The following is a 23,458-nucleotide window of genomic DNA, read 5'->3' as shown; positions in this document are numbered from 1 at the left end:
GTAAGGAATTGCCGGTAATTCTGGCTAAGCGGCCCACAACGCCACGCAGCGCATGAGTACGGCAATTTCGGGATGAGCGTCCCGGACACCCATTTGGGACCACTGATGAGGGTAATAACTGTGCTTGAAGCCTACCGCAAACATATCGAAGAGCGTGCAGCACTGGGTATCGTTCCCCAGCCGCTTAACGCCGAACAAACTGCAGGCCTGGTCGAGCTGCTGAAGAATCCCCCGGCTGGCGAAGAAGCTTTCCTCGTTGACCTGATCACCAATCGCGTTCCGCCAGGAGTGGACGAAGCCGCCTATGTAAAGGCCGGTTTCCTGTCTGCCCTCGCCAAAGGCGAAGCAAAATCCCCTCTGATCGACAAGAAGCGCGCTGTTGAACTGCTCGGCACCATGCAGGGCGGCTACAACATCGTGACCCTGGTAAACCTGCTGGACGACGCCGAACTGGCACCAGTAGCTGCCGAAGAACTCAAGCACACCCTGCTGATGTTCGATGCCTTCCACGACGTGGCTGAAAAAGCCAAGAACGGCAACGTTCACGCCAAAGGCGTCCTGCAATCCTGGGCCGACGGCGAGTGGTTCAAGAAGCGCCCTGTGCTGGCCGACAAGATCAGCCTGCGCGTCTTCAAGGTGACCGGCGAAACCAACACCGACGACCTGTCCCCTGCTCCAGATGCCTGGTCGCGTCCAGACATCCCGCTGCACGCCCTGGCCATGCTGAAAATGGCCCGTGACGGCATCGTTCCGGACGAGCAAGGCAAGACCGGCCCGATGAAGCAGATCGAAGAAATGCGCGGCCAGGGTTTCCCTATCGCCTACGTCGGTGACGTGGTCGGTACCGGTTCCTCGCGTAAATCCGCTACCAACTCGGTACTGTGGTTCTTCGGCGACGACATTCCTTACGTGCCGAACAAGCGCGCTGGCGGTTTCTGCTTCGGCAGCAAAATCGCTCCGATCTTCTACAACACCATGGAAGATGCCGGCGCACTGCCAATCGAGTTCGACGTTTCCAACATGAACATGGGCGACGTGATCGACCTGTACCCGCATGCTGGCAAAGTCACCAAGCACAACAGCGACGAAGTCCTGACCACCTTCGAAATGAAGACCCCGGTTCTGCTGGACGAAGTCCGTGCTGGCGGCCGTATTCCGCTGATCATCGGCCGTGGCCTGACCGAGAAGGCTCGCGCCGAGCTGGGTCTGCCGCCGTTCGACCTGTTCAAGAAGCCTGAAGCTCCGGCCGAAAGCACCAAGGGTTTCACCCTGGCGCAGAAAATGGTCGGCAAGGCTTGCGGCCTGGCAGAAGGCAAAGGCGTTCGTCCTGGCACCTACTGCGAACCGAAGATGACCACCGTAGGTTCCCAGGACACCACCGGTCCAATGACCCGTGACGAACTGAAAGACCTGGCGTGCCTGGGCTTCTCCGCTGATCTGGTAATGCAGTCCTTCTGCCACACCGCGGCGTATCCGAAGCCGATCGACGTGACCACCCACCACACCCTGCCTGACTTCATCATGACCCGCGGCGGCGTATCCCTGCGTCCGGGCGACGGCATCATCCACTCGTGGCTGAACCGCATGCTGCTGCCAGACACCGTGGGTACCGGTGGCGACTCGCACACCCGTTTCCCGATGGGCATCTCGTTCCCGGCCGGTTCCGGTCTGGTCGCGTTCGCCGCTGCCACCGGCGTCATGCCGCTGGACATGCCGGAATCGATTCTGGTGCGCTTCAAAGGCAAAATGAAACCTGGCATCACCCTGCGTGACCTGGTTCATGCCATTCCTTACTTCGCCATCCAGAACGGTCTGCTGACCGTCGAGAAGAAAGGCAAGAAAAACGCCTTCTCCGGCCGCATCCTGGAAATCGAAGGCCTGGAAGGCCTGACGCTGGAACAGGCTTTCGAGCTGTCCGACGCGTCGGCCGAACGTTCGGCTGCCGGTTGCACCATCAAGCTGTCGAAAGAGTCGATCACCGAGTACCTGCAGTCCAACATCACCCTGCTGCGCTGGATGATCGGCGAAGGCTACGGCGATGCGCGTACCCTGGAGCGTCGCGCTCAAGCGATGGAAGCCTGGATCGCCAACCCGCAACTGATGGAAGCCGATGCCGACGCCGAATACGCCGAAGTCATCGAAATCGATCTGGCCGACATCAACGAGCCTGTGCTCTGCGCACCGAACGATCCGGACGACGCCCGTCTGCTGTCCAGCGTTGCTGGCGAGAAGATCGACGAAGTGTTCATCGGTTCGTGCATGACCAACATCGGTCACTTCCGCGCTGCCGGCAAGTTGCTGGAACAGGTCAAAGGTCAGCTGCCAACCCGTCTGTGGCTGTCGCCGCCGACCAAAATGGACGCTCACCAGCTGACCGAAGAAGGCTACTACGGCATCTACGGCAAGGCCGGCGCACGCATGGAAATGCCAGGCTGCTCGCTGTGCATGGGTAACCAGGCACGTGTAGAGCCGAACTCCACCGTGGTGTCGACGTCGACCCGTAACTTCCCGAACCGTCTGGGTGACGGCGCGAACGTCTACCTGGCTTCGGCCGAGCTGGCGTCCGTTGCGTCCATCCTGGGTCGCCTGCCGACCGTCGAGGAGTACATGGAATACGCTGGCAAGATCGACAGCATGGCGGCCGACGTTTACCGCTACCTGTCCTTCGACCAGATCGCCGAGTTCCGTGAAGCTGCTGCGAACGCCAACATCCCGGTCGTTCAAGCCTAACGCTACAAAGCCATGAAAAACGCCGCCCATCGTGAGATGAGCGGCGTTTTTTTATGCCTGGCGCCAATTACCCAGCTATCTTTGCCTGATGTCGGCACCAGGACGGCGTGCCACGAGGCCCTCGCGGGCCTTATCTCAAGGAGGAGTCATGCGGGTGATCCTGATCGCCATCGGTTCGGCCGATGACGTTTTCCCCTTTATTGGCCTGGCCAATGCGCTGAACCTGCGCGGTCATCGCGCGACCTTGTGCAGCCTGCCGGCGTTCCAGGCCACCATCGAACAGTACGGGCTGGAATTCGAGCCATTAGGCCAGCAAACCTGTGACGACATGCCCCGCCTGCGAAACTCGAAAAGCGCTTTGGCGGAACAGTGGAATGCGGTCTCCAGCCTGCTCGAACCGACCTTCGACTACCTCGCCGCGCGGCGCCATGAGGATATCGTGGTGGTGGGCTCGTTTTGGGCGTTGGGCGCACGAGTGGCCCAGGAGAAGTTCGGCATTGCCTACCTTTCGGTACAAATTTCACCGTTCTTGCGCGAGGTCCATCGGTTGGCGCTGGACCAACTCTGTGCGCCATCGCTTAACGCCTTGAGGGCCAGAAAGGGCCTGGGCGGGACGGTTCACCACGTTATCAGCCAATGGATGCATTCGCCGGACGGCGTGATCAGCTTCTGCCCCGAGTGGTTCGCACCGCAGCAAGCCGCTGCGCCGGCCACACTGTGCAAGGCCTGCGAAAAAGCCGTTGCGGCTATCGAGCATTGCCACCAGCGAACCAAAGATCGTCTGGCCGGGCATTCGCAGGGGGCGATCAACCGGGGCAGTCCCGATTGATCGCCCGCTGCTTCAGGCGGTGAGCGAGTAGATCAACGCCGTAATCGCCACCAGGCCCACCAGCGTCACGAAGACGTTGGAGGCTTGGCCACGGTAACGCGCCATGGCCGGCACCTTGCGGATCGCGTACATCGGCATCAGGAACAGGATCGCCGCGATGACCGGGCCACCGAGGGTTTCGATCATGCCGAGAATGCTCGGGTTCAGGGTAGCGACAATCCAGCAGACCACCAGCATGAACGCGGCGACGATACGGTCCAGGGTCTTCGGCGCCGGGCGTTTGCCGCTCTTGACGATCAAGCCCTTCAAACCCTCGCTGGCGCCGATGTAGTGGCCCAGGAACGACTTGGAAATGGCCACGAAGGCAATCAACGGCGCCGCGAAGGCGATGGTCGGGTTGCTGAAGTGGTTGGCCAGATACGACAGGATCGACAGGTTCTGCGCCTTGGCTTCGGCCAGTTGCACCGGCGACAGGGTCAGCACGCAGCTGAAGACGAAGAACAGCACCATCACCACCATCAAGAGGTGGGCGCGGGACAGGATCTGCGAGCTGCGCTCTTGGGCATGAGTGCCGTAGCGACGTTTCTGGTCCACCGCGAACGCCGAAATGATCGGCGAGTGGTTGAACGAGAACACCATCACCGGAATCGCCAGCCACAGGGTGTGCAGCAGCGCCGACGACTCAGGCAGCGTGGACGCGGTGCTGAGAATGCCGCCGTTCCAGTGAGGAATCAGGAACACCGCCAGGAACAGCAGCGCGACGATGAACGGATACACCATCAGGCTCATGGCCTTGACGATCACCTGCTCACCGCAACGCACCACCGCCAGCAGGCCGAGAATCAGCACGAACGACAGCACGGCGCGCGGTGGCGGCATGATGTGCAGCTGATGTTCGAGGAAACTGCCCACGGTATTGGTCAGGGCCACGCTGTAGATCAGCAGGATCGGGAAGATCGCGAAAAAATACAGCAAGGTGATCAGCGCGCCGGCCTTAATGCCGAAATGTTCTTCCACCACCTCGGTGATGTCTGCGCCTTCACGGCCGGACAGCACAAAGCGGGTCAGGCCGCGGTGCGCGTAAAACGTCATGGGGAACGCCAGCAACGCCAGGATCAGCAGCGGCCAAAAGCCGCCCAGCCCCGCGTTGATCGGTAAAAACAGGGTACCAGCCCCGATTGCCGTGCCAAACAGGCCCAGCATCCAGGTGGTGTCATGGCGATTCCAGCTTTCGAGGCTCGCTGGTGTCGCCGCTACATAGCGTTCGTCGACGCTATTGGCCTGATCATTCATCCGGTCGGATCTCCGCTTTCCGGTCACTTGCCACTCGGTCAGGACGCGTCGGAAAAAACCGACAGACATGCTCCGGCCGAAACAGGGGCGGGATTCTCCGCGATAAACGAGCAGAAGCAAAGGTTTAGCTGAGCAATGGTTGTGCGGAGCAGATCAAAGGCCTGTCGTTTTTAGAAAAATAACTGTCGGCATCGGGTATGCGACATGTCGTTTTCTGACACGCTTTAGTAAACCCTGATGTACGGTGTGCCTGACGGACCGCAGCGCCTGATTTTACGACTGCTGCGCAGCCGAACGCAGCCTCGCAGGCTCGACAGCTGCTACGGCAATTTCATCGCGGACAAATCCTCTCCACCTGCCGCGCGCTGATCTAGTGTTGTATCTAAGAAGCTCGCCGGTATCGCCAACGCCTGCACGGGTGCTTGCCAACCAATAGCCTATGATCGCGGACCATTGCCAAACCGCTCTGGAGTCAGCAATCTGACGCGACGTTCGAGCCCCGACACTCCGCTGCCACAGGAGCCCAGCATGACCGCAACTGTTCTGGTACTGGTTGAAACCATCAATGAATACCTGCCGATTCTCGAACATCAGGGGTTTCATTTGATCCTGGCCCCGACCCCGGCCGAGCGCGCCGCTGCCATTGCCCGACAGGGCAACCAGATCGAGGCGGTGCTGACGCGTGGCCCGTTGGGCCTGTATGCCGATGAAATCGCCGCCCTGCCCAACCTCAAGATCATCTGCGTGATCGGCGCCGGTTACGAACACGTCGACCTGCAAGCCGCCGTCAACCGGGGCATCACCGTCACCAACGGCGCCGGCGTCAATGCCTCTTCCGTCGCCGATCACGCCATGGCGTTGCTGCTGGCACTGGTTCGTGACATCCCTCGGGCCGATGCTGCCGTTCGTCGGGGCGAATGGCCGAAAATCATGCGTCCTTCGCTGGCCGGCAAACACATAGGCATCCTCGGCCTCGGTGCCGTTGGCCTGGCTATCGCCAAACGTGCCGCCAACGGCTTCGATATGAGGGTGAGTTACCACAACCGCCAGCATCGCAGCGATGTGCCGTACAGCTATTGCTCGACGCCTACCGAGCTGGCACGCCATTCGGACTTTCTGATAGTTGCCACCCCGGGCGGGATCGGCACCCAGCACCTGATCAACCGGCAAGTGCTCGACGCCCTGGGGCCCAACGGCTTCCTGGTCAACATCGCCCGGGCCAGTGTGGTCGTCACGGCCGACCTGATCAGCGCGCTCGAACAGCGGCGGATCGCCGGTGCCGCGCTGGATGTCTTCGACAACGAACCCCAGGTACCGGACGCCCTCAAGGGGTTGGCCAACGTGATTCTGACCCCGCATGTCGCCGGATTGTCCCCGGAGGCCACCCAAGGCACCGTCGAACTGGCCGGCAAAAACCTGACGGCGTTTTTTTCCGGTCAACCGGTACTGACGCCTATTGCGTTACCGCCGCCGTCGACAGCCACCCGACTCAATCACTAAAGAACGCCCAATAGCGTCCAGAGTCGTCGGGACTCGGCATCGGCGCTGATCAGTTCTCCCAGAGCTCGCTCAGGGGCTTGTTGCCCCACTCACTCCACGCCCCGTTTGCGTCCGCCGAGCCTGTTCGCGCACATCAGGAACGCTGATTATCCGGCAACACGCTAACCTATAAGACCGTGCCGCGCTTGTGGCCACCCTGGCGCGCCATTAGATTAGCCAATGATGTCTGGCCTCCAAAATAAGCAGAAGGGATAAGCATGGCGCTTACTGACCAGTCCACCCGTATCCGCTCTGGCGAAGAACTCGATGCCAGCCTGATCGATCCGTACCTCAAGGCGCACATTCCGGGCCTGAGTGGCTTGCCTGTGATCAGCCAGTTTCCGGGCGGTGCGTCGAACCTGACTTACCTGCTGGAATACCCCGAACAGGAATTCGTCCTGCGTCGGCCGCCGTTCGGCCACAAGGCCAAGTCCGCCCACGACATGGGCCGCGAATTTCGCATCCTCAATCAGCTGCGGGAAGGTTTTCCCTACTGCCCCAAAGCCTATGTGCACTGCACCGATGAATCGGTGATCGGCGCCGAGTTCTATGTGATGGAACGGGTCAAGGGGATCATCCTGCGCTCCGAACTGCCGCCGGAACTGGGCCTTGATTCAGCGAAGACCGAAACCCTGTGCAAGAGCTTCATCGACAAGTTCGTCGAACTGCACCGGGTCGACTACAAGGCTTATGGCCTGGGCGACCTCGGCAAACCCGAAGGTTATGTCGCGCGGCAAATCAAAGGCTGGAGCGAGCGCTACGAGAAGGCCCTGACCCCGGACGCGCCGAAGTGGGAAGCAGTAAAGGCCTGGCTCAACGACAAGATGCCGGCCGATCACCCGACGTCGAGCATCGTCCACAACGATTACCGCTTCGATAACGTGATCCTCGATCCGAATAACCCGATGCAGATCATCGGTGTGCTGGATTGGGAGCTGACCACCCTCGGCGATCCGCTGATGGACTTGGGCAACACCCTCGCCTACTGGATCGAAGCCGGCGACCCGGCACCGGTGCAACTGATGCGCCGCCAGCCAAGCCACGCCCCTGGCATGCTGACCCGCCGCGAATTCGTCGATTACTACGCCGAGCGCGCCGGCATCCAGATCGACAATTTCGATTTCTACTACACCTATGGCCTGTTCCGTCTGGCCGGCATCGTGCAGCAGATCTACTACCGCTTCTTCCATGGTCAGACCCAGGACAAACGCTTCGCACAGTTCATTCACATGAACAAACTGCTGGAGCAGATGAGCCTGCAAGTCATTCAGAAATCCAGCCTCTGATCGCGGCTCTGATCGGGCCACATAACAAGGAAAAATCATGTCCAAGACTCAGTTGTTCGACCTCGACGGCAAGATCGCTTTCGTCTCCGGTGCCAGTCGCGGCATCGGTGAAGCCATCGCCAAACTGCTGGCGCAGCAAGGTGCCCACGTGATCGTTTCGAGCCGCAAGCTTGACGGCTGCCAGCACGTCGCCGACGCGATCATCGCCGCCGGCGGCAAGGCCACCGCCATTGCCTGCCACATCGGTGAAATGGAACAGATCACCCAAGTCTTTGCCGGCATCCGCGAACAGTTTGGACGCCTGGACATCCTGGTCAACAACGCCGCGACCAACCCGCAGTTCTGCAACGTGCTGGACACCGACCTCAGCGCCTTCCAGAAAACCGTCGACGTGAACATTCGCGGCTACTTCTTCATGTCGGTGGAAGCCGGCAAGCTGATGCGCGAACACGGCGGCGGCAGCATCATCAACGTCGCCTCGATCAACGGCATCTCGCCGGGGATCTTCCAGGGCATCTACTCGGTGACCAAGGCAGCCGTAATCAACATGACCAAAGTGTTTGCCAAGGAATGCGCGCAGTTCGGCATTCGCTGCAACGCTCTGCTGCCCGGTTTGACCGACACCAAGTTTGCTTCGGCGCTGGTGAAGAACGACGCGATTCTGAAAACCGCGCTGCAGCAGATTCCGCTCAAGCGCGTGGCGGATCCGAGTGAAATGGCGGGGGCGGTGTTGTATCTGGCGAGTGATGCTTCCAGTTATACGACTGGGGTTTCGCTGAATGTGGATGGCGGGTTCCTGTCCTGATTCGGTTCTGCGAATAAATCGAAGGCAGCCTCAGGGCTGCCTTTGATGTTTGATCGGAGGACTCGTGGAAGACTCTCGCCTGTGCAAAGCGAACTCTATTTATTCAGTTACCCAATTTAGCTCATGACTTAGGCCCGCCACGGTGGAAGAGCCCCTTCGAAAAGTGAAAAGGCTCGATGCAGGAAACCGTTGAAGCGAGCGGCATCACGCCGCAGCCCTGCCTGTTGACCACCAATCAGGCACAGATGGGCCACCTGACCAATCACTTCTGCTTGGCCTGGCATATGGACCAAGCGGCGGCACGTCCGTATCGCGAACTCCAGTCGTCTTGTGTCAACACGCTGCTGAAACTCGCCTACCAACGGATCGTGCAACGACCAGGCCCGGATGGAAACTTCCCGCCCAGGTTGTTTCTCAGCGGCAATACTCAAGTAGCGTTTCAAGGTTTCGCCCGCGCTACGACCCTGCGCCGCATAAGCGAGCATGCGCTCCGTGTAGTCTTCTTCCCAAGCGGCCAGCAAGGTGCGGACAAAGTCTTCGCGATTGCGGAAATGGTGATAGAACGATCCGCGGGTCACATTCAATCGGCGCGATAGACTCTCGGCCGAAACGCCAACATACCCTATTTGGTCGAGGGCCTCAAAACCAGCCGCGATCCAATGGTTACGAGTTAGTTTTCTCACCAGTTATTTCGCTCCGTATTTAGCGCCATACAGACTGTGTATGGTGCGCAACCGATTGATACGCTGCGAACACCAGCAAAGATGGCCGTTGCGTTTTGCACGCCAGCACTTTTCATGGAGCTCGCCTTGAAGAAAATCGTTCTGGTTGCTTTCGACCAATTCACTGATATCGACCTATTCCTGATGTGGGACATATTAGGCCGCAATACTGTGGACTGGCACGTCCGAATATTGGGTTCCAGCTCTATCGTGCGATCGGCGCACGGCCTGCCTGTTTCGGTGCACGGTCCGCTTTCCGAGGCCAATAGTGCCGACGCGGTATTGTTCGTCAGCGGCAAGGAAGGGATACCCGCTGCACTTGCCGCCCCAGATTTCCTGCCGTCGTTTGAACTTGACTCCAGACGCCAGCGAATCGGCTCCATATGCGCCGGAGCTTTCATTCTCGAACGGCTTGGGCTGCTCAGCGGCCAGGCAACGACACACCCGGATGCACGATCGGGCTTGCAAGCTCTGGGACTTGAGCCCGTGGACCAGCCTCTTGTATGCCAGGGGAACGTTGCAACCGCTGGCGGATGCCTTTCGGCGCTCTATCTGGTGGGATGGTTGGTTGAATCCTGGTTCGATGTCGACAAGCGCCGTGCGACGTTGCTCCCTGTTCTGCCAGCTGGGCAGCAAGAGCTCTATGATGCCTTGATCGGGCTCAGTATCCGACAAGGAGAAGGAGCGTTATACGACAAACCATCGCAACAAGAAACGCGACATGGCATGTCGTCTAATTGGTAGTTAGAACTCAGGAGAGATCCCCGATGCCCCGAGAATTTGAGCTCATTATGTCCGTGCCAGTCCCCTCGAGGTCCGGCATCACCCACCTTTACAAGTCGATGAACCTGGCGGACGCTTTTGCGATTCGGCTCCCTGCGGGCACATCCAGCAATCCGGATTTGCTAGCGCGATTCATCCTTTCCCACCAGCCATCCTGGATTGGATGGCTCATGAAAGTCCGAGACACTATCGTTGCCTGTTTTGGTCTCAAGACAGCCAAACATTTGGCATCACTTGCTAATCGGATTGGAATCTTCAAGGTCTACAGCACGAACCAGACTGAAATCGTGTTGGGAGAAGACGACAAGCACCTCGACTTCCGGATATCGATCCTGTGTTCTGGAGAGGCAGAGCCAGAAGGCAGTCGCCAACTGGTTTTTTCAACCGTGGTCCAGTGCCACAACCGTCTAGGCCGGGCCTACATCTTCGTTATTGCCCCATTTCACCGCTTGGTTGTCAAGGCCAGCCTCCTGCGTGCCGCGCGCGTCGGTTGGCCTCTGGCTACCAGCCCCTAAGGCTGAGAGCGCTGTGTGCCTCCTGAGGTCTACCCCTTCCATCGAAAGGCCGGCTCTCGGAAGGTATGCAACGCATCAATGACCTGACAATCCGGCGTTGCTGCAGGCAATGACGCAAGGCGGTGTAGCCATTCTCAGTGCTTCCTGCCCCCCCACAAATAAAAAGAATATTTATTCCACTTCATTGCATATTACGAATTTTTATTCCATAAATAGCCCTCCTGAAAACAAAAATCCAAAAGGACCCCGGCTATGCGCGAACTCGGTATCGGACTCATCGGCACAGGTTTCATGGGCCGCGCCCACGCCCTGGCCTTTCGCAATGTCAGCGCTGTTTTTGAATTGCCGCTGAAGCTCAAACTCGCCGCCCTTGCCGACGCCGACCCGCAGCGCGCCCGCCACTGCGCCGACGCCTGGGGCTTCGATGCTGCTCACAGCGACTGGCAACAGCTGATCGATGACCCCAAGGTCAACCTGATCGCCATCACCACCCCTAATCATCTGCACTACCCCATGGCCATGGCTGCCATCGCCGCCGGGAAACCGGTGTACTGCGAAAAGCCGCTGGCGGTGAGCCTCGAGCAGGCCAGTGCCATGCGCCTTGCAGCCAAAGCCGCAGGCGTGGTGACGCGGGTGGGTTACAACTATCAGCACAACCCGATCATCGGCCTGGCTCGGGATTTGATTCAAAACGGCGCGCTGGGCCAGGTCATCAGTTTCCAGGGCGAGTTCAGCGAAGACTTCATGGCCGATCCCGTTTCACCTTGGTCCTGGCGCTGCGACGCCAATTACGCCGGCGGCGCCCTGGCGGACCTGGGCAGTCACTTGCTGGCCATGGCCCGTCATCTGCTGGGCGACGTCGAGGCGGTGTGCGCGGATACCCAGACCGTGCATGCGCAGCGCCCCGTGACGGCGGGTGGTCAGGAACGACGCGAGGTCGCGGTCGACGATCAGGTCCACGCGTTGCTGCGGTTCGCCAATGGCGCGCGAGGGACCTTCAGCAGCAGCTGGCTCAAACACGGTTACAAGAATCACCTGAGTTTTGAAATCAGCGGCACCCAAGGCACCCTGGCGTTCGATCAGGAACGCTTGAATGAACTGCGGCTGTATCGTGCCGGGCAAGGCGGTTTCCAACGGCTGCTGGCGGGGCCGGATTTGCCGGGTTACGCCGCGTTCAGCCCGGCGCCAGGGCACCAGTTGGGTTACAACGAACTCAAGACCCTTGAAGTGCATGAGTTGGTAATGGCGCTGGCCGGCCAAGGTCAGGACGGTACGGATTTCGACCAGGCGTGGGAAGTCGAACGCCTGGCGACGGCGATTCGTCTGGCGGCACGGGAGTCGCGGTGGGTCAGGATCGAGGAAGTCTGAACCGACGCTCAGGTAATACACCGCCAGTTGCACGTGCTACTGGCGGTACACCAGACCCGGTTTACTGAGTGACGCAACGGGTCAGGGTCGTGGTTCGGGTCACCTGCCCTTCAGCCCTCATATCACCCTGCACATCGGTGCTTTCGGTGGTCGAACAGGTACGAACCGGTGGCGGTGGCGGCGCAGCGGGTGGTGGGGGCGGCGGACTGGCGCAACCACCCAGAATCGCCACGCAGAGTGCGAGCGACAGTGGCGAAAAAGCACATTTCCCAAGACTGTTCATAGGCTGACCCGCGGTAAGTAATCGACATTTTCCGCGACTCGAAAACCACCCCGCGAACCCGCGGCCCTGTCACAGAAAAGATATACCCTTGCATTCCTTATAGCCCAGCCACTCGCCAATGCCAAAAAACAGCGGCCGTTATCGCAGGAATGGATATGCGCCCTGTCAAAAATCCCGGGCGCTCGCTCCCACATTATTTGAACTGCATCCCCCCGTAGGAGCTGCCGAAGGCTGCGATCTTTTGATTTTCAACGCCCCCCAAAAGATCAAGATCAAAAGATCGCAGCCTTCGGCAGCTCCTACAACGGCTGCGATCTTTTCATTGCATATTCAGCGAAGCCTCCAACCCCGCCAACTTCTCCGGATTACGCATGATGAAAATCCGGTTCACCCGCCCTGCTTCGTCAAAACCAAAGCTCAGCGACGCAGTGAGTTCGTCGTCGGCTTTGATGATCACGCCTTGAGCGCCATTGATTTGCGTGGGCAGCCATTCGCACGTCTGCCAGTAGGCATGCAGCGAGTGGCCGATGAAATCCAGCACGCGGTTGATGCCGAACAGGGTTTCGCGAATCGCCGAGGCCTTGCCGCCGCTGTCGGCGCAGAGTTCGACGTCTTCGGCCAGCAGCGCGGTCAGGGACGCGGTCGAGCCGCTGGCGATGGCGCTGTGGAAAGCATTCAGCAACTGGTCCTGACGTGCGGGTTCGGGTTGATAGCGGATTTGCCCACTCCCCAGACCGACCTTGGCCCGGGACACCAGCTTGCGGCAAGCGGCTTCCTGAACCCCGATCGCTTCGGCGACCTGGGCGTAGTCCATGTCGAAGATTTCGTAGAGCAGGTACGCGGCGCGCTCCTTGGGGGTCAGCCGTTCCAGCAAGAGCAGGAACGCGGTGGACAATGACGAGGCCAGTTCATGCATATGCTCGGGTGAATGCTGGTGGGTGGTGTGAATCGGCTCCGGCAGCCAGGTGCCGATGTAATCGACCCGTGACGTGTGCGCCGAGCGCAGCAGGTCGATGCAGTGCCGGGTGCAGGCCGTGGTGAGCCAGGCGGCCGGCGTGGCGATGGAGGCCCGGTCGGCCTCTAGCCATTTGATGAACAACTCTTGCACCACATCCTCGGCTTCGGTGCGCGAGCCGAGAATGCGATACGCCAGACCGAGCAAAAAGGGCCGGCGCTGTTCGAATACAGCGACGGCGTTTTCAGCGGAGTTCATCGATCAGTGCCTCGACACCTGCAAACGGTTCCACAGGTTGATCATGCCGATCTCGGCAGTCAAGGCGCCGATCTGCGCATCGTTGAAATGTTCGCGCAAGTCGCCGCGCAGGCTGGCGTAGTCGGTCTTTTCATCGAGCACGGTCAGGGCTTCGGTCCAGGCCAGCGCGGCGCGCTCCGATGCACTGAAATCGCTGACGTGACGCCAGACAATCAGACGGTCCAGGCGTTCGTTGGTTTCATTGGCTTCACGCGCCTCGCGGGTGTGCATCTTCACGCAGAAACCGCATTGGTTGATCTGCGAGGCACGCAGGTGCAGCAGGTGTTTGAGGGTCGGGGCCAGGTCATGGTTGTCGAGGGTGACATGGACTTGGGTCAGGCTTTCGAAAACCTGAGGGATGGACTGCAGCAGGTTGACCGGTTGGGTGTTGGACGACATCGTGTTGCTCCGCTAATTGAGGGGTTCAACAGGATGACGATTGAGGATTCGGGTTTGTGACACGGGTACCCAAAAGCAGCCCTATGCTCAAACAAAAAAGAGTGGTTTAGTGCCGTTCTTTGCCCGTCTGGAGAGTTGCCATGATGTTTGACTCGCTTCACTTCACCCCATGGTCCGCCTTGGCGGGAGGTGCGCTGATCGGTCTGGCCGCAAGCGTCATGGTGGTGGCCAACGGACGGGTTGCCGGGATCAGCGGGCTGTTAGGCAGCCTGCTTGAGCGTAATGATTCGGGGCGGGGTGAAAAAGCCCTATTCCTGCTTGGACTGTTGGCAGCACCGTTGGTGTGGGCGCTGTTTCATGTGTGGCCGGCCATCGAATTCAAAACCGGTACGGTGGGGCTGATCATCGCCGGATTGTGCGTCGGCATCGGCACTCGTTATGGCTCCGGCTGCACCAGTGGCCACGGCGTGTGCGGTATCTCGCGCCTGTCACCACGCTCCATTGCCGCGACATTGAGTTTCATGTTCACAGGCTTCGTGACCGTGTTCGTCCTGCGTCATCTGCTGGGGTATTGAACATGCGCAAACTGACCGCTTTCCTCGCCGGCCTGCTGTTCGGTATCGGCCTGTTGCTGGCCGGCATGGCAAACCCGGCCAAAGTGCTGGGTTTTCTGGACATTGCCGGCGTTTGGGATCCCTCGCTGGCGCTGGTCATGATCGGCGCCATTGCCGTGGCTTGGGGGCCGTTTCACTGGGCCATGAAACAACCGGCGTCCTTGCTGGGTGCGCCTATGCAATTGCCGGTCAGCCGTGAGCTGGACCGACGCCTGATCGGTGGCAGCCTGCTCTTCGGCATCGGTTGGGGTATTGCCGGCATCTGCCCCGGCCCGGCACTGGTGTTGTTGCCGACGGGGCACTGGCAGGCCTGGGTGTTCGCCATCGCCATGCTGGCGGGGATGCTGATGTTCAAAGCGCTGCAAACCCGCCGTTGAGCACCCCCGCCAGGCCAGTGGTCAAGCCGCCTGCTCACCACTGGCAATCGCCTGCGAAGCCGCCAGCATGGCTCGCAACAACACCGCACACCCGGCCGCCAGATCATCCGGCGCGGCGTTTTCGATTTCGTTGTGGCTGATGCCACCTTCGCAAGGCACGAAGATCATCCCGGCCGGGCCGAGTTCGGCGAGGAAGATTGCGTCGTGCCCTGCCCCGCTAACAATGTCCATGTGCGACAGCCCCAACCCTTGAGCGGCACCGCGTACCGCTTCGACGCAGCCCTTGTCGAAATACAGCGGCGGGAAGTCGGCGGTGGGTGTCAGTTCGAAAGTCAGGCCATGTTGCTCGCAGGTGGTTTCGATGACCTCGCGGACTTCGGCGATCATTGAGTCGAGTCGCGCCGGTTCCAGATGACGGAAGTCCAGGGTCATGCGCACTTCGCCGGGAATCACGTTGCGCGAGCCGGGATAGGCTTGCAGGCAACCGACAGTGCCGCAGGCGTGGGGTTGATGGCCGAGAGCGGCGCGATTGACTGCGCCGACGATCACTGCGGCGCCGACCAGCGCATCCTTGCGCAGGTGCATCGGTGTCGGGCCGGCATGTGCTTCGACACCGCGCAATTTCAGGTCGAACCATTTCTGGCCCAGCGCGCCCATCACCACGCCGATGGTTTTGTGTTCGTCCTCAAGAATCGGACCTTGCTCGATGTGCGCCTCGAAATACGCCCCCACGGCATGGCCGCTGACCTTGCGTGGCCCGGCGTAGCCGATGGCGTTCAAGGCTTCACCGACGGTCACGCCCTCGGCATCGATCTTGGCCAGGGTTTCCTCTAGGGTGAATTTTTCCGCGAACACGCCGGAGCCCATCATGCACGGGGCGAAGCGTGAGCCTTCCTCGTTGGTCCAGACCACCACCTCCAGCGGCGCTTCGGTCTCCACGCCGAGGTCATTGAGGGTACGCAAGACTTCGACCCCGGCCAGCACGCCGAAGCAACCGTCGAACTTGCCGCCGGTGGGCTGGGTGTCGATGTGGCTGCCGGTCATCACCGGTGGCAGGTTCGGATTGCGCCCCGGACGACGGGCGAAGATGTTGCCGACGGCGTCGATGCTGACCGTGCAACCGGCCTCCTCGCACCACTTCACGAAGATATCGCGCGCCTGGCGGTCGAGGTCGGTCAGGGCCAGCCGGCAGACACCGCCCTTGACCGTCGCGCCGAGCTTGGCCAGGTCCATGAGCGACTGCCACAGACGGTCGCGATTGATGTGCTGATGGGTGGATTGCAGAACGTCTACGGCAGCGTTCATGGTGATCTCCTCAGTTCTTCTAGTTCCCACGCTCTGCGTGGGAATTCATCCATGGACGCTCTGCGTCCGCTTCTGGGACGCGGAGCGTCCCGGGCTGCATTCCCACGCAGAGCGTGGGAATGATCAAACTGCAGATTTCGCAACAGACGGACTCGGCCGCATCGAATTCAACCCGTAATAAATCAGCCCACCAAGGGCCGAGCCGGTGAACCAGCCGTAGCTGTAGAACCAGCTGAAGGCATCGCTGCCCAGCGACAGCAGCGTCAACACCACCGGCACGCCGAATGCGATGAAGCCAAACCAGTTCCACGCCGGGTACACGTCGTCACGGTAGAGGCCAGCCAAATCCAGTTGCTGTTTCTTGATCAGGAAATAGTCCACCACCATGATCCCGGCGATCGGCCCCAGCAGGCTCGAATAGCCGAGCAACCAGTTGGAATACACCGTCTCCAGGCTCAGATCCGAGACAATCAGCCCGAGCTTTTTCAGCAGTTCATGGGCCATCAGCGCCAACCCGACCAAACCAGTGAGCATTACCGCCGTGGTGCGGTTGATGTACTTGGGCGCGACGTTCTGGAAATCGTTGGTTGGCGACACGATGTTGGCCGCAGTGTTGGTGGACAAGGTGGCGATGATGATCAGCGCCATGGCCAGTGCGACCCAGACCGGGCTCTGGATATGGCCGATCAGGGTGACCGGATCAGAGACAGTGACACCCACCAGTTTTACCGACGCGGCCGTCATCACCACGCCGAGGGAGGCGAACAGGAACATGGTCAGGGGCAAACCGATAATCTGCCCGACGATCTGGTCCTTCTGGCTTTTCGCGTAGCGGCTGAAGTCCGGGATGTTCAGCGACAACGTGGCCCAGAAGCCGACCATGGCCGTCAGCCCGGCGGCAAAGTAACTGACCACGCTGGCGCCTTCCGGACGTTTGGCCGGGATCGCCAGCAACTCGGTCATCGACACGTTTGGCATGGCCCACACCAGCAGGCCCACGCCCACCAGTACCAACAACGGCGCCGAGAGGGTTTCCAGCCATTTGATCGAGTCCGCGCCGCGAATCACCACCCACAGGTTCAAGGCCCAGAACAGCATGAAGCCGATCACTTCACCGATACCGCCCAGGGCTTTCCAGTCATCGAACACCGAGCCGAGGAACAGATGAATCGCCAGCCCGCCGAACATGGTCTGGATGCCGAACCAGCCACACGCCACCAAGGCGCGGATCAGGCATGGAATGTTGGAACCGAGAATGCCGAAGGACGAGCGCAGCAACACCGGAAACGGAATGCCGTACTTGGTGCCGGGGAAGGCGTTCAGGGTCAGCGGGATCAGCACGATGATATTGGCGAACAGAATCGCCAGCAGCGCTTCGCCCACGGTCAGGCCGAAGTAGGCAGTGAGCACACCGCCGAGGGTGTAAGTCGGCACGCAGATCGCCATGCCGACCCACAGCGCGGTGATGTGCCATTTGTTCCAGGTTCGTTCGCGCACCTTGGTCGGTGCCATGTCGTGGTTGTATCGGGGACTGTCGAGGACATCGCTGCCGGCTTCGAGCTCAAACAAGCCGTCGCGCTCGGTCACTTGCGATCTGATCTGTTGCATGGCCGCTCCACTGTTCTTTTGATTATTTTTGCTCATCAGAGGCTGGCGCAATGTGCGCGAGCCGGACGATGGCCGGAGAAACTGACAACTTTTACGGACCGGCCACGGTGTCAGCGGCGGCATCAATAAACGTGCCGGGTGCCCCGCTTGCGCCTCGGGCAGTGCCATAAAACTTTGCTAACCAACTGATGTTAATCAGCTTTATTTATCCAACTAGCGAGTCCCCGGTCAGTTGCCCTGTCACTCAGGCCAAATGCCATGCAAGTTGTCCGAACAGTCAGGACTCAATCTGGTGCGTCGATCTTTTTTTGAAAGGTTGCGCATCAACCATAGACCATCCTCAACCAGCTGATTTCACATAGAAAATCTTGACCATATTTCCAACCTGTCAAGTGCGTCAAAATGGTGAGCGGTCTCACCATTTTGGTTATTTTCATTTTTTATCTTTATTTATCAAACAGTTAAAACAGTAATAAGCTTATAAAAAATATTCTTGCTCAATTCATGAACTGCAGCTAGCGTCTATTCTTGACAGCGCTGACAGGAATACACCGATTGGCGTCTGCTGCATATAAAACATCTAGAACCGGCAATAGTCGGTCATGCCTGCGAGGAACTCGGAATGTCTCTGTTGATCCGTGGCGCCACCGTTATTACCCATGATGAAAGTTATCGCGCCGACGTGTATTGCGCCGACGGCGTGATCAAAGCCATCGGTGAAAACCTCGATGTTCCCGCCGATGCGCAAGTGCTCGACGGCAGCGGCCAATACCTGATGCCCGGCGGCATCGATCCGCACACGCACATGCAACTACCCTTCATGGGCACGGTGGCCAGCGAAGATTTTTTCAGCGGCACCGCAGCGGGATTGGCCGGTGGCACCACGTCGATCATCGACTTCGTGATACCCAACCCGCAGCAATCATTGATGGAGGCCTTTCATCAATGGCGCGGCTGGGCCGAAAAGTCGGCGTCTGACTACGGCTTTCACGTCGCCATCACCTGGTGGAGCGAGCAGGTTCGCGAGGAAATGGCCGAGCTGGTCAGCCAGCACGGGGTCAACAGCTTCAAGCATTTCATGGCCTACAAGAACGCGATCATGGCTGCTGACGACACCCTGGTCGCGAGTTTCGAGCGTTGCCTGGAATTGGGCGCGGTGCCGACCGTGCACGCGGAAAACGGCGAGCTGGTCTATCACCTGCAACGCAAGTTGATGGCCCAGGGCATCACCGGGCCGGAAGCGCATCCGCTGTCGCGGCCTTCGCAGGTGGAAGGTGAAGCCGCGAGCCGGGCGATCCGCATTGCCGAAACCCTCGGCACGCCGCTGTACCTGGTCCATGTCTCGACCAAGGAAGCCCTCGACGAAATCACCTATGCCCGCGCCAAGGGCCAACCGGTTTACGGCGAAGTGCTGGCCGGGCATCTGCTGCTGGACGACAGCGTTTACCAACACCCGGACTGGCAGACCGCCGCCGGTTACGTGATGAGCCCACCCTTCCGCCCGCGCGGTCATCAAGAAGCCCTTTGGCATGGCCTGCAAGCGGGCAACCTGCACACCACCGCCACCGACCACTGCTGCTTCTGCGCCGAGCAAAAAGCTGCCGGCCGCGATGACTTCAGCAAGATCCCCAACGGCACCGCCGGTATCGAAGACCGCATGGCAGTGCTTTGGGATGAAGGGGTGAACACCGGGCGTTTGTCGATGCAGCACTTCGTAGCGCTCACCTCCACCAACACCGCGAAGATCTTCAACCTCTACCCGCGCAAAGGTGCGATCCGTGTCGGTGCCGATGCCGACCTGGTGTTGTGGGACCCGGAAGGCACGCGGACGATTTCAGCCAAGACTCACCACCAGCAGGTCGACTTCAACATCTTCGAAGGCAAGACCGTGCGCGGCGTGCCGAGCCACACCGTCAGCCAGGGCCGAGTGGTGTGGGCCGATGGTGATTTGCGCGCCGAGCGTGGCGCGGGCCGGTATATCGAACGGCCGGCGTATCCGGCGGTGTTTGATTTGCTGAGCAAGCGGGCTGAGTTGCATAAGCCGACAGCAGTAAAACGCTGACCCCCGATCGTTCCCACGCTCTGCGTGGGAATGCAGCCCGGGACGCTCTGCGTCCCAGAGGGGAACGCGGAGCGTCCCTTGAGGCATTCCTTTGCGGCGCGTGGGAACGATCAGCCCATCAGAGGCAGTACCTCAATTAACCGTGAGGCCAACACCGTGATCAAGACTTTGAACCACCTCCCGCATCCCCATGAGGACGCGGCCGCCCTCGCCGGCCATTTCACCGACCTGGCGCCGCCGCTCAACGACCGTCAGGCGCACCTGGAAGCCTCGCGCTGTCTGTATTGCTACGACGCGCCGTGCGTGAACGCGTGCCCGAGCGACATCGATATTCCGTCGTTCATCCGCAATATCCATCAGGAAAACGTTCAGGGCGCGGCGCAGAAGATCCTCTCGGCCAACATCCTCGGTGGCAGTTGTGCCCGGGTCTGTCCGACGGAAATCCTCTGCGAGCAAGCCTGCGTGCGCAACAACGCCCAGGAATGCGCGCCGGTGCTGATCGGCCTGTTGCAACGCTACGCCGTGGACAACGCGAATTTCAGCGAACACCCGTTCCAGCGCGCCGCCGCAACCGGCAAGCGCATTGCCGTGGTGGGGGCCGGCCCGGCCGGTTTGTCCTGCGCGCACCGCAGCGCCATGCACGGCCATGACGTGGTGATTTTCGAGGCACGGGAAAAGGCTGGCGGCCTCAACGAATACGGGATCGCCAAGTACAAACTGGTGGACGATTACGCACAGAAGGAACTTGAATTCCTGATGGGGATTGGCGGAATCGAGATTCGCCACGGGCAGAAGTTCGGCGATAACCTGACCCTCAGCGAACTGCATCAGCAATTCGACGCGGTGTTTCTCGGCCTGGGCCTGGCCGCCAGCAAACAACTGGGCCTGCCCAACGAGGATGCCCCCGGCCTGCTCCCCGCCACCGACTACATCCGCGAACTGCGCCAGGCCGATGACCTGACACAGCTGCCGCTGGCCGAGCGCTGCATCGTCCTCGGTGCCGGCAACACCGCCATCGACATGGCCGTGCAAATGGCCCGCCTCGGTGCCCGTGACGTGAATCTGGTGTACCGCCGTGGCGTCACGGACATGGGCGCCACCGGTCACGAACAGGACATCGCCAAGGCCAATCAAGTGCGGCTGTTGACCTGGGCGCAACCCGAAGAGGTGTTGCTCGACGACCAAGGCAACGTGCGCGGCATGCGCTTCGCCCGCACTCGATTGGTGGAAGGTCGCCTGCAAACCACCGGCGAAACCTTTGAACTGGCCGCCGACGCTATCTTCAAAGCCATCGGCCAGGCCTTCGACGCCAGCGCCCTCGCCGATCCGCTGGCCCGTGAACTCAAGCGTCAGGGTGATCGCATTCTCGTCGACGAACATCTGCGCACCAGCATTCCCGGCGTGTATGCCGGCGGCGACTGCACCAGCCTCGATCAAGACCTCACCGTGCAAGCCGTGCAGCACGGCAAGCTGGCCGCCGAGGCCATCAACGCCCAACTCATGCTCAACGTGGAGGCTGCGTAAATGGCCGATCTTTCGATTGTCTTCGCCGGCATCAAGGCCCCCAACCCGTTCTGGCTCGCTTCCGCGCCGCCGACCGACAAAGCCTACAACGTGGTCCGTGCGTTCGAGGCAGGCTGGGGTGGCGTGGTCTGGAAAACCCTGGGGGAAGACCCGGCGGCGGTCAACGTGTCGTCACGCTACTCCGCGCACTTCGGGGCTAACCGTGAAGTGATGGGCTTCAACAACATCGAGTTGATCACCGACCGTTCGCTGGAAATCAACCTGCGAGAAATCACCCAGGTCAAAAAGGACTGGCCAGACCGTGCTCTGATCGTGTCGTTGATGGTGCCTTGCGTTGAAGAATCGTGGAAAAACATCCTGCCGCTGGTGGAAGCCACCGGCGCCGATGGCATCGAGCTGAATTTCGGTTGCCCCCACGGCATGCCGGAACGGGGCATGGGCGCGGCGGTCGGCCAGGTACCGGAATACGTCGAACAAGTCACTCGCTGGTGCAAGACCTATTGCTCGTTGCCGGTGATCGTCAAGCTCACGCCGAACATCACCGACATCCGCGTCGCCGCCCGTGCCGCACACCGTGGTGGCGCCGATGCGGTGTCGTTGATCAACACCATCAACTCGATCACCAGCGTCAATCTGGAGCGCATGGTCGCCAATCCCGCCGTCGGCAGCCAAAGCACCCACGGCGGTTATTGCGGTTCGGCGGTGAAGCCGATTGCGTTGAACATGGTCGCCGAGATCGCCCGCGACCCGCAGACCCAGGGCTTGCCGATCAGCGGCATTGGCGGCATCGGCAGTTGGCGCGATGCGGCGGAATTCATAGCCCTGGGCAGCGGCTCGGTGCAGGTGTGCACGGCGGCGATGCTGCATGGCTTCCGGATTGTCGAGGAGATGAAGGACGGTTTGTCACGCTGGATGGACAGTCAGGGTTACACCAGCGTGTCGCAGTTTTCCGGGCGCGCGGTGGGCAATACCACGGACTGGAAGTACCTGGACATCAACTATCAGGTGATTGCGAAAATCGATCAGGAGGCGTGCATCGGTTGCGGTCGCTGCCACATCGCTTGCGAAGACACCTCGCACCAGGCGATTGCCAGCCTCAAACAGGCAGACGGCACGCATAAATATGAAGTGATCGATGAGGAGTGCGTGGGCTGCAACCTGTGCCAGATCACCTGCCCGGTGCAGGATTGCATCGAGATGGTGCCGGTGGATACGGGCAAGCCGTTTCTGGATTGGAACCATGATCCGAGGAATCCGTATCACGTTTCCGTTTGAGTAATGCATCGTCCGGGCGCCGATCGTTCCCACGCTCTGCGTGGGAATGCCTCAATGGACGCTCTGCGTCCGCTCTTGGGACGCGGAGCGTCCCGGGCTGCATTCCCACGCTGAGCGTGGGAACGATCTGGCCTACCTCAAGGCTCCAAACCGATCCCGCGCAAGATCACGCTGGTCACCGTCTGCACCGCCCGTTCGAACTGCATGTCCGACAACGGCTGATGATCATTAAGAATATTCACCTGATGATCGAAGTCGGCGTAGTGCTGGGTCGAGGCCCAGATCATGTACAGCAGGCTGGAAGGCTCCACCGGCAGGATGCGTTTGTCTTCCACCCACTGGCGAATTTTCGCTTCTTTCATCTTGGCCCAGTCGTACAGGCTGGCATCCAGTTTCTCACCGAGGGTCGGTGCGCCGTGGATGATTTCGTTGGCCCAGACTTTCGAACCATACGGCCGGCTGCGGGAATGATTCATCTTGGCGCGGATGTAGCTGCTGAGCACCACTCGCGGGTCGTCGAACATTTCGAAGCACAGGGCGTCCTGCTTCCAGACCTCCAGCAACCCCAGGAGCACCGCGCTGTACAGCTCGCTCTTGGTGCTGAAGTAGTAATGCAGGTTGGAGCGCGGCAGTTGCACTTCAGCGGCGATGTCGGCCATGGCGGTGCTGCCGAAGCCTTTTTCGGCGAAGACCTTTTCGGCCGCCAGCAGGATTTTTTCGACGTTACTGCGACGAATCTCGATCTTGTGATTGCCCATGAGGGCTCCCTGACAACAGCGTTGGTCAAGACTAGCATCCGCTCTACGTCGCGGCGACAGGGGAAAACGAAACTTCGTACAGCGGTCTTGCGGCGGGTAAACTGGTCGCCTCTTTGAACTTGCCTGCGAGG

General features: G+C 60.1%; 20 protein-coding genes and 1 pseudogene. 13 read left to right on the top strand and 8 right to left on the bottom strand.

Going from position 1 to position 23,458, the window contains the following annotated elements; translation table 11 throughout:
- The first annotated feature begins 120 nt into the window (after positions 1–120).
- Both acnB and AC1RO5_RS04600 read left to right on the top strand, forming a co-directional pair.
- Positions 121–2,730, top strand: coding sequence for a bifunctional aconitate hydratase 2/2-methylisocitrate dehydratase (acnB, locus tag AC1RO5_RS04605; RefSeq protein WP_019648931.1), 2,610 nt, complete (start codon positions 121–123; stop codon positions 2,728–2,730).
- A gap of 148 nt (positions 2,731–2,878) precedes the next feature.
- Positions 2,879–3,559 (top strand): glycosyltransferase, encoded by a 681-nt coding sequence (locus AC1RO5_RS04600; protein WP_493173145.1) that lies wholly within the window; start codon positions 2,879–2,881, stop codon positions 3,557–3,559.
- Between the two features lie 12 nt (positions 3,560–3,571).
- On the opposite strand, the gene AC1RO5_RS04595 is transcribed toward AC1RO5_RS04600, so the two are convergent.
- Positions 3,572–4,852 (bottom strand): serine/threonine transporter, encoded by a 1,281-nt coding sequence (locus AC1RO5_RS04595; RefSeq protein WP_493173143.1) that lies wholly within the window; start codon positions 4,850–4,852, stop codon positions 3,572–3,574.
- A 528-nt stretch (positions 4,853–5,380) separates the two neighbouring features.
- On the opposite strand from AC1RO5_RS04595, the gene AC1RO5_RS04590 reads away from it, so the two are divergent.
- Positions 5,381–6,352, top strand: a complete 972-nt coding sequence (locus AC1RO5_RS04590; RefSeq protein WP_493173141.1) for a 2-hydroxyacid dehydrogenase — start codon at positions 5,381–5,383, stop codon at positions 6,350–6,352.
- On the opposite strand, the pseudogene AC1RO5_RS04585 reads toward AC1RO5_RS04590, so the two are convergent.
- Positions 6,349–6,443, bottom strand: a pseudogene (locus tag AC1RO5_RS04585) (hypothetical protein); the annotation flags it as partial. The gene AC1RO5_RS04590 and the pseudogene AC1RO5_RS04585 overlap by 4 nt on opposite strands.
- Positions 6,444–6,609: 166 nt before the next feature.
- Between AC1RO5_RS04585 and AC1RO5_RS04580 the strand changes: the two are divergent.
- Both AC1RO5_RS04580 and AC1RO5_RS04575 read left to right on the top strand, forming a co-directional pair.
- The gene (locus AC1RO5_RS04580; protein ID WP_493173139.1) at positions 6,610–7,677 is read left to right on the top strand and encodes a phosphotransferase family protein; all 1,068 of its coding nucleotides are present in this window, start codon (positions 6,610–6,612) and stop codon (positions 7,675–7,677) included.
- Positions 7,678–7,714: 37 nt separating this feature from the next.
- Positions 7,715–8,482 carry an SDR family oxidoreductase gene (locus AC1RO5_RS04575; protein WP_030130434.1) on the top strand — a complete coding sequence of 256 codons (768 nt, stop codon included), beginning with the start codon at positions 7,715–7,717 and terminating at the stop codon, positions 8,480–8,482.
- A gap of 128 nt (positions 8,483–8,610) precedes the next feature.
- Here the strand turns inward: AC1RO5_RS04575 and AC1RO5_RS04570 are convergent, their stop codons facing one another.
- The gene (locus AC1RO5_RS04570) at positions 8,611–9,165 is read right to left on the bottom strand and encodes a TetR/AcrR family transcriptional regulator (RefSeq protein WP_493173136.1); all 555 of its coding nucleotides are present in this window, start codon (positions 9,163–9,165) and stop codon (positions 8,611–8,613) included.
- Positions 9,166–9,291: 126 nt separating this feature from the next.
- Here AC1RO5_RS04570 and AC1RO5_RS04565 point away from each other — a divergent pair, with 126 nt between their 5' ends.
- From AC1RO5_RS04565 to AC1RO5_RS04555, 3 genes are all read left to right on the top strand, one after another.
- Positions 9,292–9,948, top strand: a complete 657-nt coding sequence (locus AC1RO5_RS04565; RefSeq protein WP_493173134.1) for a DJ-1/PfpI family protein — start codon at positions 9,292–9,294, stop codon at positions 9,946–9,948.
- A gap of 23 nt (positions 9,949–9,971) precedes the next feature.
- Positions 9,972–10,502 (top strand): DUF2867 domain-containing protein, encoded by a 531-nt coding sequence (locus AC1RO5_RS04560; protein ID WP_493173132.1) that lies wholly within the window; start codon positions 9,972–9,974, stop codon positions 10,500–10,502.
- A 252-nt stretch (positions 10,503–10,754) separates the two neighbouring features.
- Positions 10,755–11,870: a Gfo/Idh/MocA family protein gene (locus tag AC1RO5_RS04555; RefSeq protein WP_493173130.1), complete on the top strand. Its 1,116-nt coding sequence runs from the start codon at positions 10,755–10,757 to the stop codon at positions 11,868–11,870.
- Positions 11,871–12,472: 602 nt separating this feature from the next.
- On the opposite strand, the gene sigJ is transcribed toward AC1RO5_RS04555, so the two are convergent.
- Positions 12,473–13,366 carry an RNA polymerase sigma factor SigJ gene (gene sigJ / locus AC1RO5_RS04550; protein WP_493173128.1) on the bottom strand — a complete coding sequence of 298 codons (894 nt, stop codon included), beginning with the start codon at positions 13,364–13,366 and terminating at the stop codon, positions 12,473–12,475.
- A gap of 3 nt (positions 13,367–13,369) precedes the next feature.
- A complete protein-coding gene (locus AC1RO5_RS04545) occupies positions 13,370–13,804 on the bottom strand; it encodes a carboxymuconolactone decarboxylase family protein (RefSeq protein ID WP_493173126.1) in 435 nt (144 codons plus the stop codon).
- Positions 13,805–13,944: 140 nt separating this feature from the next.
- Between AC1RO5_RS04545 and AC1RO5_RS04540 the strand changes: the two genes are divergently transcribed.
- Both AC1RO5_RS04540 and AC1RO5_RS04535 read left to right on the top strand, forming a co-directional pair.
- Positions 13,945–14,379, top strand: coding sequence for a YeeE/YedE family protein (locus AC1RO5_RS04540; RefSeq protein ID WP_493173124.1), 435 nt, complete (start codon positions 13,945–13,947; stop codon positions 14,377–14,379).
- 2 nt (positions 14,380–14,381) lie between these two features.
- Entirely contained in the window at positions 14,382–14,795 is a 414-nt protein-coding gene (locus AC1RO5_RS04535; RefSeq protein WP_493173122.1) for a DUF6691 family protein, read from the top strand.
- Positions 14,796–14,816: 21 nt separating this feature from the next.
- Here AC1RO5_RS04535 and AC1RO5_RS04530 read toward each other — a convergent pair whose 3' ends face one another.
- The gene (locus AC1RO5_RS04530; protein ID WP_493173118.1) at positions 14,817–16,100 is read right to left on the bottom strand and encodes a Zn-dependent hydrolase; all 1,284 of its coding nucleotides are present in this window, start codon (positions 16,098–16,100) and stop codon (positions 14,817–14,819) included.
- A 123-nt stretch (positions 16,101–16,223) separates the two neighbouring features.
- The gene (locus AC1RO5_RS04525) at positions 16,224–17,708 is read right to left on the bottom strand and encodes an NCS1 family nucleobase:cation symporter-1 (protein ID WP_493173115.1); all 1,485 of its coding nucleotides are present in this window, start codon (positions 17,706–17,708) and stop codon (positions 16,224–16,226) included.
- Between the two features lie 622 nt (positions 17,709–18,330).
- Here AC1RO5_RS04525 and hydA point away from each other — a divergent pair.
- The 3 genes from hydA to preA all read left to right on the top strand — a co-directional run bounded on the left by hydA (position 18,331) and on the right by preA (position 22,569).
- Positions 18,331–19,770: a dihydropyrimidinase gene (gene hydA / locus AC1RO5_RS04520; RefSeq protein ID WP_018929684.1), complete on the top strand. Its 1,440-nt coding sequence runs from the start codon at positions 18,331–18,333 to the stop codon at positions 19,768–19,770.
- Positions 19,771–19,926: 156 nt separating this feature from the next.
- The gene (locus AC1RO5_RS04515) at positions 19,927–21,294 is read left to right on the top strand and encodes an NAD(P)-dependent oxidoreductase (protein ID WP_493173112.1); all 1,368 of its coding nucleotides are present in this window, start codon (positions 19,927–19,929) and stop codon (positions 21,292–21,294) included.
- Positions 21,295–22,569, top strand: coding sequence for an NAD-dependent dihydropyrimidine dehydrogenase subunit PreA (gene preA, locus AC1RO5_RS04510; protein ID WP_493173109.1), 1,275 nt, complete (start codon positions 21,295–21,297; stop codon positions 22,567–22,569).
- Positions 22,570–22,706: 137 nt separating this feature from the next.
- Here the strand turns inward: preA and AC1RO5_RS04505 are convergent, their stop codons facing one another.
- Positions 22,707–23,327, bottom strand: a complete 621-nt coding sequence (locus tag AC1RO5_RS04505; protein ID WP_007937670.1) for a TetR/AcrR family transcriptional regulator — start codon at positions 23,325–23,327, stop codon at positions 22,707–22,709.
- Between the last annotated feature and the right edge of the window lie 131 nt (positions 23,328–23,458).

This window comes from Pseudomonas sp. GW822-FHT02G04 (assembly GCF_058802085.1).
Note: the sequence above shows the minus strand (reverse complement) of the source record. Positions and strands in the feature narration are given on the sequence as shown.